Below are 12007 nucleotides of genomic sequence, written 5' to 3' on the forward strand. Positions count from 1 at the left end.
TTGGGGGGATTCTCCATCGAGCCTTGCATGATTCCGGGCGAGAGAAAGTGGGCCTTCAGAATCGCCTGCACGACCCGCTCCGGGTCACCGGTCACTTTGACCGCAAACGCATCGGCGGCTTTTGCCCGATGTTTCTCCCAAAGATAGCCGAAAATATTAATAACGACCGTGAGAACGACACGTATAGCTGCCACATAAAACATTACTTGGGTGAGTGGTACGCCAAATTGATTGTGGAGCCAGCTTTCCATAACAGTGGTGAAAAGCCCACTTATGACAAGGAATGCCAGCCCGAAAAAGTAGCCCCACTTGGCGGTACCCAGGTGGATGTTATATGCGATCATCGCCTCGGCTTCGCGGGGGGTGAGGTGACTAAGCAGAGCGCTGGAAAGATAGAGAGAGCCCGCCGGGGTTCGGTAGGCGTCTATTCGGGGTGAAGGAAAGACATAGAGGCGCTTGATAATCAAACCTGAGCGCACCGCAAATGTCCCAGCACTCTCGGCCATCGGATGATCAGTGGTGAGGAGAATTCTCGTTTTTGCTCGTGTCCACCAGTACACAAATCCCCAGATTATGGCAAGAGCTAGATTGACAAACAAGTAGAAAATGCTTCCTAAGTGGATGGGAATATCGTAACGAAACCGGGAAATTAAGAAATAAACACTGCATGAAACTATGGCCCAGAGCCAGAAGCTCATACGGACGAGAAGGGGAACTTTGTCCTCGGGGAGCTGATTCTGGTCTTGTTGCTGGAGCATCTTTAGGCGCTATCGAAAACAGTAGACGTAGCCGTCGTCGGAGCCGATGAGGACTTGGCCGTTGACGACGCAGGCGGAGCCCATGACGGGGCGACCGATGGGGTAGCTCCAGATTTGTTTTCCGTCGGCCAGATTGAGGAAGTAGAGCCGTCCGTCCTCGGAGCCGATCACGACCTTGCCGTCGCAGAGCACCGGGGAGCCGTCTATCTTGCCACGCGTGCGGAAGGTCCAGATTTTTTTGCCCGTTTCTTTGTTGATACAGTGGACGAACTTATCGCGCCCCCCGATCACCAGCCTATCGCCCAGAACAGCGGGGGTGGAGTAGTACGGAAAGCCTCGGTCACGGTAGAGCCAGACGGTTTTCCCGGTCGCCAGATCCATGCAGACGACGGCGTTTCCGTAGTGCCCTAAGTAGACCCGACCCTCGTCAATGGTCACGGAACCCGCGATATAGTCCCCGACATCAATGCTGCTGAGTTTCTTGCCATCGGCGGCGTTTAAGACATGCAAGAAGCCATCACAGCCCCCGAAGACGACTTTGCCCTGGGAGATCGCAGGCATGCCATTGACGTAGTTGTCGGTCTCGTAGGTCCACTGCATTTTCCCGGTGAGACCGTTCACGCAGTGCACCCGGTTGTCGTAGCTGCCAAAGATCAGCAACGGCGTCTTGCCATCAGGCGCCATCGTGAGGTTCGCTGCCCCGAGGATCTTATCGTCGGTCTTGTACTTCCAGGCGAGCTTTCCCGTGGCCGCATCGAAGGCATAGAGCCGCCCATCCGACGAGCCAATCACCACGAGCTTGCCAATAAGTCGTGCGGAGGCCTCGATCTCACCATTGGTTGGGGTGGCCCAGAGCTTCTTGCCGTCGGCGAGACGCACGGCGTAGACCTTCTTGTCCTCGGAGCCGAAAAACACCCGCCCCGCGCCATCTACCACCGGCGACGATAGAACGGGCTTGCCGGTCTTGAACCGCCACGCTTGCTTGAGCTTGCTCGCCAGCTTCCCTGGCGCGATCCGAAATTGTTGCATAATCTTTATTGCCGACCATCTCCCCATACAATACAATTTATCGCGGGTTCGGATAAAGAGATTGTTGTAGGCGACCGCGATACTGGAGCGAACCTCAGCCCCCTCCGTGTCCATGGGGTTCTCTGCCAGCAGTTTACCCGTTGTGGCCTCAAAGACGAACACAACCCCGTTGAGATCAATCACGTAGAGCTTGCCATCGGCGAGAGTGGGGGAGCCCCAGCACATCTGGCGGCTGGGTGTGGGGACGCTCCAAGCAACCGCGCCTGTTTTTGCTTCGACACTGGAGAGAGATTTCTTGACATCGCTGAGCACGTAGAACTTGCCTTGGGAAAAACACGGTGTCGGCACATCGCTGGTCACATTGCCGCGCTCCTCACTCTTCCAGGCCAGCCCACTCCCATCGAGCTTGGCGGCATAGACGGGGGCACGCTTGGGGGCACAGACCATCACCACCCCATCGCCCACCACGGCGGAGGGAACTTGTCGCCAGTAGGCTTCCCGGTGCGACTCGTTCCAGGTGCCCCAGCGCCAGAGCTCTTTTCCTGTCTCAGGGTCGTGTCCACTGACCACATCACCGCCGGAGATCAGCAATTGGGGCTTGCCATTGACCATGTGGGGAATGGGCGTCCCGTACGACTCGCGCGACTCCATGATGGCCTCACTGGGCCGCACGCTCCGCCAGATCTCGGCCCCCGTGTTCGGGTTCAGCGCCAGCAGAAACGACTCGGGGACTCCCTTGCCGCGTGGCCCGACCGGCTGGTTGCGCTGGAGAATCTGGACATAGAGTTTTTCTTTAAAGAGCTGTGGGCTACTGGAGAATGTCCACTGAAACGCAAAATCACCATAATCTTTCTGTAAGTTACGCTGCCAGAGCTTCTTGCCGTTGTGGGTAAAGGCCGCCAGATCGCCGTTGCCAAAGAAAAAGACCACGCGCTTGCTATCAGCCACGGGTGACGGTGCTGCATAGTGGCTGCGCTCATCGAGGCGGACTTTATTGCCCTGACCGCCGGGCTGGTAGCCGCTTCCCATCGCGTCTTGCCACTTCACCTTCCCCGTCTTGCGGTCTAAACAATAGGCAACGAGCTGTTGTTTCTCGTTGTCCACCGATGTGATATAGACACTGGTGCCCAGAACAATCGGGGTCGCCGCCGTTGGTCCCGGCATCGGGGCCGCCCATCTCACGCCTTCCGTCGTTGAAAACTTCACCGGAAGGCCCTTCGCTTCCGTGGAGCCGTTGTAGCTCGGTCCGCGCCAGTTCGCCCAGTCTTGCATGGTTTCTTGTACTCCTAGGGTAATTATATACTAGATGCACTTTGATCTGGTAATTGTGGGCTCCGGCTTTGGCGGCGCAATCTTGGCGATGGTGGCGCGACGGCTGGGAAAGTCCGTTTTGCTTTTGGAGCGAGGGAGCCACCCGCGCTTTGCCATCGGCGAGAGCACCTCGCCTCTGATGAACTTACTCATCGAGGAGATCGCGCATACCTACGACTTGCCGCGCCTCTTGCCGCTCGCGACGTATGGCGCGTGGAAAGCGCACTATCCTGAGCTTGGTGTCGGGCTGAAGCGGGGCTTTACCTACTACGGCATGCAACCTGGCGAGCGCCTCTTAGTCGCCGCCTCTCCCGGCGACCCTTGCGCGGATACCCACTGGCTCCGCGCCGATGTAGATCACTTTCTGGTCAAAGAAGCGATCGCACTGGGCGTGGTGTACCGCGACAACACGGATCTGACGCAGCTGGAGCGCACCGAAAACGACTGGCGCACGCGTGATCATGGCGATACGGCAGACTTTCTGGTGGATGCCTCAGGGCCGAAGGGCTTTCTACACCGCCGCCAGGGCTGGAAAGAGGTCGGATTTTGCGGCTATCCCAACACACAGAGCCTCTTTTCGCACTTTGTGGGAGTCAAGCTGCCCTCCCTCCCCCCTGCCCCCTCCCTCCCGATAACGGGAAGGGAGGGGGAGAAACAGAGGGAACTAGGCGGCTTCCCCCCACTCAACCCTCTCCCGTTATCGGGAGGGGGTCGGCGGAGCGAGGAACGAGCGAAGACGGGGGGAGGGGAACCTGTGCTGCCCTATCCCCCCGATGCCGCCGCGAGCCACTATATCTTTCCTGGTGGCTGGATGTGGATCTTGCCGTTTGATAATGGCGTCACTAGCGCGGGCTTTTCCGTGGAAGACTGGCTTGCCGACGAGCTGGGGCTCTCCGAGGGCAACGCGGCGGCGTGGGAGCGCTTTCTGGCTCGCTTTCCGCAGATTCAGGCGCAGTTTGGTGACGCGCAGCCTATCGAGAAATGGCACTACAGCCCCAAGCTCTCGTTTCGTACGGAGCACGTTATCGGAGAGGGCTTTGCGCTTCTTCCCTCTGCAGCAGGGTTTATTGACCCGCTCTACTCCACAGGGATGCCGCTCACGCTTCTGGGGATTCAGCGCATCGCCGAGCTTCTGAAGCAGGGCATCACGCCTGAGGGCTTGGCCGCCTACGAAACCACGACTTTTGCCGAACTGGACTGGGTTGCTGAGTTTATTACGGCAAACTACGACGCCTTTGCGGACTTCCCGCGCTTTGTGGACACCACGATGTTCTACTTCGCCGCCGCGAGCTTTTCCGAGCTGGCCCGGCGCATCGGAAAGCCGGAGCTGGCGCAGGGCTACTTGCTGACAAAGAGCGCGGCGTTTCGGGAGAACTTTGCGGTATGGCAGCAAAACAAGTTCCCTCTAGCTGATGCCATCGCACCCTGGAACGTCGCGGGCCTCGCGAACCCAGGCAAGCACAATCTCTATGGTGTGGACTTAGAAGATGTCGCGCAGGGAGCTCGTAAGCTTGGGATCACCGAGACTCAGATGCGCCAGATCATCGCCACGGCTCCTTGGGCATACTGTGAGTAGAGCGTACAGACGCGCTCCCTCCCTCATGATGTCCGTGTGGTGGGGCCGGGTATAGTGATCCTAAAATATTAGAATGGTAAGGAGAGACGCATGCGCCTGAGCGCGGGGTGTGAGATGGTGCTGGAGATAGATCAGCCGGGGCCGATCTCGCTTGTTTTGATGCTACGACCCTCTAGTAGCGCATTCCAGTGGGTCAGTGAGGAGCGCCACTCGCTCTCCCCCATGGTCACCGTGCTGGAGTATCTCGATAATTTTGGAAATATCTGCCAGCGGATGCTGGCTCCGGCGGGGCGCTTTTCGATCGCCACGCAGGTCACGGTCGAGACAGCCGCGACCCTGGAGGTGGCTCCCGGGACGCCCCTTGACCTCGTCTCCGCACTCCCCGACAAGGCCCTCCAGTACTTACTCCCTAGCCGTTACTGTCAGTCGGATTTGGTGGGGGAGCGGGCACGGGAGATTACCCAGGGCTGCAAGATGGGCTACGATCAGGCGGAGGCGATTCGAGCGTGGATTCAGGGCAATATCGAGTACTGCTACAATAGCAGCGACACGTCTACGTCGGCGCTGGATACCCTCCGTGATGGCAAGGGGGTCTGCCGGGACTTTGCCCATCTCGGCATTGCGCTCTGCCGCAGCCTCACCATGCCCGCCCGAATGGTCGTCGGCTACCTCCACGAGCTAGTTCCGATGGACCTCCACGCCTGGTTCGAGGTCTTCGTCGGCGGGCGCTGGTTCACCTTCGATGCCACACAAGAGCAGCCACGCGGGGGACGGATCGTCATCGCCTACGGTCGCGATGCCGCCGATGTCGCGATGCTCACCCAGTTTGGAGCCAGCACCCTCACCGAGATGGGAGTCTGGGTCAAGGCAGCCTAAGCTGCGCCCGAGACCACATTGATCCGAATCAGCGGCTTGATCAGCTCACGGCTCTCAATCGCGGCGAGAGCTTGTTCAAACGTGTTGAGCGTAAAGATCGCCTCACCCGTCCACCACGTGCGCTGATAAATGCCCTCTCGTAGACCTTCGACAATCTCGTCGTGGGTCTCAGGCTCGTCGTAGCTGCCCTGGTAGATCGTAAATGTTGCGGTAGTACGAGCGGGGCGCAGGACTAATTTTTCCCAGTCGTCGAGGCCGTAGATACCGAGCGTCGCGCCATCGGCCAGAAATGGGAGAATATCATCGCTGGAGCTCTCTTTGCCCACAGTGTCAATAACCCTATCGAAGCGCTCCGTGATCTCACTCAGCGCCTTGTAGTTCACGTAGCCCGTCGCACCCGCCTCACGAAAGACATCCTCTCGGGCCGCGCTGCCGATCACCACTATCTGGGCCGCGCCGAGGCGCTTGGCATGCGCGACAAAGGCCAGCGCATTGCCCCCCGAGCCCACAATCAGCAGCTTCGTGCCCTCGCCAATCCCGAGGCGTTTGGTGTAGCTCAGGGTCTCGCGGAGCGTGATAAAGAGCGGCCCTGACTCCGCGGGGATATCGGCGGGAATCACCTGGTTGATGCGATACGCGTCCCACTCGGACTTTGCGACGCCGTCGGCCTCCATCGCGCGCCAGTCCCGGCAGAAGCCAAACTCCGCAAAGCCGCCCCAGCCAATGTCCCAGCTCTTGTCGGCGGCAGGGGCGCACCCAACACGCGCCACCAAGTCGCCCACTTTCTGATTTCGGACTTTGGCACCGACACTCACCACCCGCCCGACACTCTCGTGGCCCAGCACAAGGGGATAAGGCATCTCCCAGGGAAGCCGCCCGTGCAGAATATGGTTGTCGGTGCCCGCACAGATCGTCCCATACTCAATCGCCACACGGCAGTCATACTCTGTAGGCAGCGGTGCCTCGTCAATCTCACGCACGGTTGCCGTCCCATCGGGACGGTCTACTAAAATCGCTCTCATACCTCTCTGATTCGCAAGCCTGAGGAGGAAATCCTCCTCGGCGTGTCGCACCAGAGCCTTATGAGAGAGCTAATTCTTCTGGCGGCACTGCTCGCCGCTCCGACGACGGCACAGAAGCCCGTCGCGATCTTCAATGGCCGCGATCTTTCCGGCTGGCAAGTCCCCGATCCCAACCCGTACTGGCGCGTTGAGAAAGGCGTCTTGATCGGCGAGAACGATGAAAAGAAAAAAGGCCATGTTCTGCGTACCGAGAAGAGCTACAAAGACTTCGTGCTGGAGCTAGACGTGCGCTGGAGCGGGGAGATTGACTCGGGCGTGATGCTCCGCAAGCCCGAGATCCAGCTCCAGTTTGGCATCTCACGTAGCCTCAAAGTTGACATGACCGGCGCGTTCTATGTCGGCAAGTATCCCGAAGAGGGGCGCACCAAAGACCTCGATAAAACTTTTAAGCCTAACGACTGGAACCGCTTCAAGCTAGAGGCAAAAGGCGATACGTTTACGGTCTGGTGCAACGGCAAGCAAGTCAGCCAGTTTAAAGACGCCAAGTACGCCGAAGCCGCTCCGATTGGCCTGCAAGTCCACCCCGGCCTCACGATGAAAGTGGAGTACCGCAACATCAAGCTCCGCGTTCTTGACAAGCCCGAAGTGCCCGTGCAAACGACGAGCCGATAAGAGCGTAGAGCTGTTCGGGAGTAAGTCCAGGCGCTGCGACTCCCGTCTCCCAGAGCTGCTCGGCGAGGCGGTGGCAGGGTTTGCAGAGGCTGATGCCATTCTCTTTGACGTAGCCGCCACCGGGCATCGTGGTACGGTCAGAGATATGATGAGCATCCAACTCCGTGTCCGAAGCGCTACAGACCCGGCAACAGTGGCCATCGCGGGTAAAAACAGCCTCTCGAAAGGCCGCACGAAGGGCTTGTTTACGAAGTTTTCCCATATCTCACTATCGAGGATGGGAGAGCTTATGCTCAGCCATCGGCGAGGATGAGGACAATACGACCATTGCCGACCGCGCCGCCGAAGCGGGTGAAGCCACTGTAGCGGAGCGCCTCCTGGACGATGTCTTGTGAGAAAAGCGTGGCAGGAGTGCCGGTGAGCCCCAGAATGGCTGCTTGCTTGAGCTTGGTGCCCCGCATCCGAAGCGGCCCGAGCGCCATGCTGCCCGTGCGAATCCAGCGTGGCGATGAGAGCTTGGAGAACTGAGCCAGCTCGGCGGCGGCGCAGCGGGTCAGTGCGGAGTCGCCACTCAGTGCGGAGCCACTGAGGCGCACCAGCGGCTGGCTGTTTGCAGTTCTGGGTACAGAAGAATTACTCGCAGAACTCGCAAGCACAGCGCGCTCCACGGTTTTATTGCGGTGGTAGAGGCTCACTACGCGGCTACGAGACAGGGCTGTGATTGCTGAGGCTCCACCAAGAGCTTTCAGCGCTGCTTCGGTCAGTGTGAACGTGACACGCCGGGGCTCGGTGAGCAACAAGAGGGTCAGGCGGCGCGTGGCGGCGTCAAAGCCCCGCACGCAGCCGTCTGTGCGGCTCTGGCCGTTAGTGGGCTGCTCTAGGGAAGAGAGAGTAGAGAGTGGCGTCCTCAGGCGGCGGGCTTGCTGGAGCGAGGGAGCCGGGTCGCGCAGGCCGTCGGGGCCGTGCAACTCAAAGTGCAGGTGCGGGCCATCCGCATCGCCACTGTCGCCCACGTAGCCAATAAGCTGGCCTTCTTTGACGCGCTCACCCGGCACAAGGTTGGGAGCAAACATAAAGTCAATGCTTGATTTATTGTCACTCGTGCCCGGCGTATCGTCGTTGAGGTGCGTTCCCAGACAGCCCCAGCCGTCGTCTTTGACAATCCAGAACGTCTGAGGTTTGAAGCCCAGGACACCGGCAAAAGGCGCGATGACCGGGGTGAGCTTAGGCGCGATCAGATCACAGCCCGTGTGGCGGTGCGTCTTCCAGTCCTCGTTGTAGCTGGGACGCCAGTTCGCGCCACCCAGCACAGGAAATACCATCGGAACCGTCACACGCTCCATCGGCAGAGGTTGCTTGGTGTAGGGGGGAATGGGCGGAAGGATTCGAGCCATGGGTAAAAACCGGAGATGCAAGAAGTATACCCGCTATAATCAGTCCATGAAAACAGTCCTGCTGGCTACCGAGGCAATGCGCACTCGCTTTGAGCTGGTGCTGGAGGGAGAGCGCGAGGATCAGCTTTGGGCAGCTGGGGAAGCGGCTCTGGCAGAGATTGAGTCGGTGGAAAAACAGCTCTCTGCCTATGATCCCGAGAGCGATCTCTGGGCGATCAATACGGAAGGGGCACGAAGGCCCGTCCGTGTTCGTCCCACGACACTCGCGTTTCTGCGTGAGGCGCAGGAGCTAACCCAGCGCGCCAACGGTGCCTTTGACTCGACTATTGGGGCCTTAATTGCTCTCTGGCGCGGGGAGCAGGAGCCGACGCAAGAGAGTGTCGCCCAAGTGCTTTCCCAGACCGGCTGGGAGAAAATCTTGCTTGACGAAGACAATAACTCTGTGGCGCTGGCGCTTCCTGGGGTGCGGCTTGATCCGGGGGCGATCGGTAAGGGCTGGGCACTCGACCGGGCGCGGGATGTTCTGGAGGAGGCAGGCGTGACGCGGGCACTGCTCCACGGGGGGACATCGTCGGTGGTGGCGCTCGGTGAGGGGTGGCGCGTGGCGGTGGTGGATGGTCCCGTCGTGACCCTCTCCAATCAGGCGCTTGGGGTCTCGGCTCCCTCGGGACGCTGGACGGTCTTTGGCGAGAGGCGCTACGGCCATGTTCTGAACCCCAAAACGGGCTGGCCGGTGGAAGCGATGGCCTGGGCGGCGGTGATCGCGCCGACGGCGACCATGGCCGATGCGCTCTCCACAGCGCTGCTGGTGCGGGGCGAGGGGAACTGGGAGGGCTGTCACACACTCTTACCCAGAGACGTTATCTTAAACAATACAGGAGAGAGAAGATGAAACTGAAATTGCATGCAGTAGTGGCACTACTAGGACTGACAGCACTGGCCTTAGCGGGCTGCGGAGGGGGCAGTGGAACCACAAAGGAGCCAGGGACGGGCAACAACGACCCGGCGGCAGCCTTCCGCGTGGTCTACACCCGTAACGGGGATATCTGGCGGATGAACGGTGATGGGAGCAGTGTCCAGCAGCTCACCCGTACCACGGCGTTTGATTTCCAGCCGACACTCTCCCCCGATCGGCAGTGGATTATCTTCACCTCAGATCGAGCCGCTACCTACGCGAAGCAATACCGATTGTTTCTAATGCGCAGTGATGGCAGTGCCGTGGAGCAGCTCACGGAGAGCAGTGGCTTTGAAGCCGACCCAACATTCTCTCCTGACGGCACCAGGGTGGCGTTTGTGAGCAATCGCGATGGTAACGATGAACTCTATGTCATGACTGTGGAGACAGGTGTGGTGCGACGGCTCACCAGCACGGCGGCGGCGGAGCAAACTCCCGCATGGTCTGCCGATGGCTCCCGAATTGTCTTTGCTGCCACACCTTCGTCCACGGAGAACACCGATATCTACTCGATGCGTGCCTCGGACGGTGGTGATTTAGTGCGACTGACACAGAACGCGGCCACCGATGACTCGCCATCGTTCTCACCTGATGGGCGCTGGGTTGCCTTTGCCTCGGACCGCGAGGGGGGGCGGTTCCGTATCTTCCAAGTACGCACCGACGGCTCAGGGGATCTTCAGAGGCTCACCGATGGTGGCAGTGGGGAAGATGGCTTTCCGGTCTACACTCCCGATGGCAGCTACCTCTACTTCGATAGTGACCGTGATACAGACTCCGATATCTACCGACTGAACCTGAGCACCGGGCAGATCACCCGAACCAGCAGCTCCTACGACCCGGAAACCAACCCGGATACCCGAGCGAAAAAGTCGGGCAGGGAGCTACGCAGCAAGCGCAACTAAGATCAAGGCCGGGTAACCCCGGCCTTGGCTATTTAAAACTAGATGAATTACTAGTATTTTTTACCCTAAAGACTAAATGGGGTTTTCTCCATAATTTGGAGTGTATCCCCACAGGGGAGCACTACAGGGAAGCGATTAAAAACCGAGTCCCGTTTGTTTAGGAGAAAGATATGAAGTCAATTCGTCGTGCATTTACGCTTGTGGAAATTATGATCGTGGTTCTGATCATTGGTATCCTCGTTGCGATCGCTGTCCCTAACTTTATCCGTGCTCGTGAGTCTGCACGTGCTCGTGCTTGTGTAGCTAACCTTCGCCAGATGGACTCCGCCAAGGAGCAGTACGCCATGGACAATCGTCTTGCACAAGGTGCAACCATGCCCGCACTGTCCGCTCTTTGTGGCACTGGTACCACTACCTACATCAAGGGCGGGGCACCGGTCTGTCCTTCGAGCGGTACTTACGTCGTTGGCAACTTGGGGGTCGACCCGACCTGCTCCGTGGGTACGACCGCTGCGGTTCCTCACATTCTGCCGTAGGCTCCAAGCTTCGTAGCTTTACGAGAGGGGGCGATGAGACGAGAGTCTTATCGCCCCCTTTTCTTGTGGTATCCTGAGCGCATGGTTGAACCTGGGCAGTATCTTCGTGATCTCTTCACCCAGCCGGTCGGCAGCGCTGTCGTCGCCCGTGGCTGGGTTAAAACCGTCCGTTCGGGCAAGGGAGTCTCGTTTCTCCAGCTCTCGGACGGCTCGTGCTTTGCGGATCTTCAAGTAGTCGCTGATCCCACTCTCGTGCCCGAGGGCGTGGCCACGGGGGCCTGTCTCTCGATTGAGGGGGAGCTTGTCGCCTCGCCCGGCTCGGGGCAGTCCGTTGAGCTTCAGGCAAAGACGATTACGGTTCTGGGCACGGCAGATGCCGCCACCTACCCCCTCCAGCCCAAGCGCCACACGTTTGAGTTCCTACGTGAACAAGCGCACTTGCGCGTGCGCTCCAATACCTTTGGGGCGGTCTTTCGGGTGCGCAATGCCGTTTCTTGGGCGATCCATAAGTTCTTCCAAGAACGTGGTTTTCTCTACGTTCACACCCCGATCATCACGACGTCCGATGCCGAAGGCGCAGGCGCGATGTTTGGGGTCACCACACTGGATCTACAGAATCTTCCTCGCACGCAGACGGGTGGTATAGACTTCAAAGAGGACTTCTTTGGCAAGCAGGCGCACCTGACCGTCTCCGGGCAGCTTGAGGCCGAGATCTTCGCGCTTGCCTTCACCAACTGCTACACCTTTGGTCCCACGTTTCGAGCCGAAAACTCTAATACCCCGCGTCACCTCGCCGAGTTCTGGATGATCGAGCCTGAGATAGCGTTCGCAGATCTCGACGCAGACGCGAGCCTCGCCGAGCAGTTTCTGAAGTACGTCTTCCAGGCGGTACTCGAAGAGCGCGCGGATGACATGAAGTTCTTCGTCGAACGCCATGACAAGGCGGCCATCAGTCGCCTTGAAGCGTTCATCAACG

General features: G+C 59.1%; 12 protein-coding genes. 7 read left to right on the top strand and 5 right to left on the bottom strand.

What is annotated here, in order from left to right:
• Together RMO15_RS06715 and RMO15_RS06720 are read right to left on the bottom strand one after the other, a co-directional pair.
• Positions 1-758, bottom strand: a 758-nt coding sequence (locus RMO15_RS06715; RefSeq protein WP_309709590.1) for a M48 family metalloprotease, incomplete at its 3' end; no start/stop codon positions are given.
• Positions 759-767: 9 nt separating this feature from the next.
• Positions 768-3059: a PQQ-binding-like beta-propeller repeat protein gene (locus tag RMO15_RS06720; protein WP_309709592.1), complete on the bottom strand. Its 2292-nt coding sequence runs from the start codon at positions 3057-3059 to the stop codon at positions 768-770.
• Positions 3060-3093: 34 nt separating this feature from the next.
• On the opposite strand from RMO15_RS06720, the gene RMO15_RS06725 reads away from it, so the two are divergent.
• Complete coding sequence (locus RMO15_RS06725) at positions 3094-4674, top strand: tryptophan 7-halogenase (RefSeq protein WP_309709595.1); 1581 nt, start codon at positions 3094-3096, stop codon at positions 4672-4674.
• A 90-nt stretch (positions 4675-4764) separates the two neighbouring features.
• Complete coding sequence (locus RMO15_RS06730; protein ID WP_309709598.1) at positions 4765-5550, top strand: transglutaminase family protein; 786 nt, start codon at positions 4765-4767, stop codon at positions 5548-5550.
• On the opposite strand, the gene RMO15_RS06735 is transcribed toward RMO15_RS06730, so the two are convergent.
• Positions 5547-6572, bottom strand: a complete 1026-nt coding sequence (locus tag RMO15_RS06735; RefSeq protein ID WP_309709600.1) for an alcohol dehydrogenase catalytic domain-containing protein — start codon at positions 6570-6572, stop codon at positions 5547-5549. The two genes, RMO15_RS06730 and RMO15_RS06735, sit on opposite strands and share 4 nt — an antisense overlap.
• Positions 6573-6632: 60 nt before the next feature.
• On the opposite strand from RMO15_RS06735, the gene RMO15_RS06740 reads away from it, so the two are divergent.
• Positions 6633-7244, top strand: coding sequence for a DUF1080 domain-containing protein (locus RMO15_RS06740; RefSeq protein ID WP_309709603.1), 612 nt, complete (start codon positions 6633-6635; stop codon positions 7242-7244).
• On the opposite strand, the gene RMO15_RS06745 is transcribed toward RMO15_RS06740, so the two are convergent.
• Positions 7189-7506 (bottom strand): HNH endonuclease signature motif containing protein, encoded by a 318-nt coding sequence (locus RMO15_RS06745; RefSeq protein WP_309709606.1) that lies wholly within the window; start codon positions 7504-7506, stop codon positions 7189-7191. The two genes, RMO15_RS06740 and RMO15_RS06745, sit on opposite strands and share 56 nt — an antisense overlap.
• Positions 7507-7537: 31 nt before the next feature.
• On the bottom strand, positions 7538-8638 hold the full coding sequence (locus RMO15_RS06750) for a M23 family metallopeptidase (protein WP_309709609.1): 1101 nt from the start codon (positions 8636-8638) through the stop codon (positions 7538-7540).
• 46 nt (positions 8639-8684) lie between these two features.
• On the opposite strand from RMO15_RS06750, the gene RMO15_RS06755 reads away from it, so the two are divergent.
• From RMO15_RS06755 to asnS, 4 genes are all read left to right on the top strand, one after another.
• Positions 8685-9530, top strand: coding sequence for an FAD:protein FMN transferase (locus tag RMO15_RS06755; protein WP_309709611.1), 846 nt, complete (start codon positions 8685-8687; stop codon positions 9528-9530).
• Complete coding sequence (locus RMO15_RS06760; protein WP_309709614.1) at positions 9527-10495, top strand: DPP IV N-terminal domain-containing protein; 969 nt, start codon at positions 9527-9529, stop codon at positions 10493-10495. The genes RMO15_RS06755 and RMO15_RS06760 overlap by 4 nt, the downstream gene beginning before the upstream one ends.
• A gap of 170 nt (positions 10496-10665) precedes the next feature.
• On the top strand, positions 10666-11031 hold the full coding sequence (locus tag RMO15_RS06765) for a prepilin-type N-terminal cleavage/methylation domain-containing protein (protein ID WP_309709617.1): 366 nt from the start codon (positions 10666-10668) through the stop codon (positions 11029-11031).
• 81 nt (positions 11032-11112) lie between these two features.
• Positions 11113-12007, top strand: an 895-nt coding sequence (asnS, locus tag RMO15_RS06770; protein WP_309709619.1) for an asparagine--tRNA ligase, incomplete at its 3' end; no start/stop codon positions are given.

The sequence above is a fragment of the Armatimonas sp. genome (genome assembly GCF_031410135.1).
Lineage (GTDB): Bacteria > Armatimonadota > Armatimonadia > Armatimonadales > Armatimonadaceae > Armatimonas.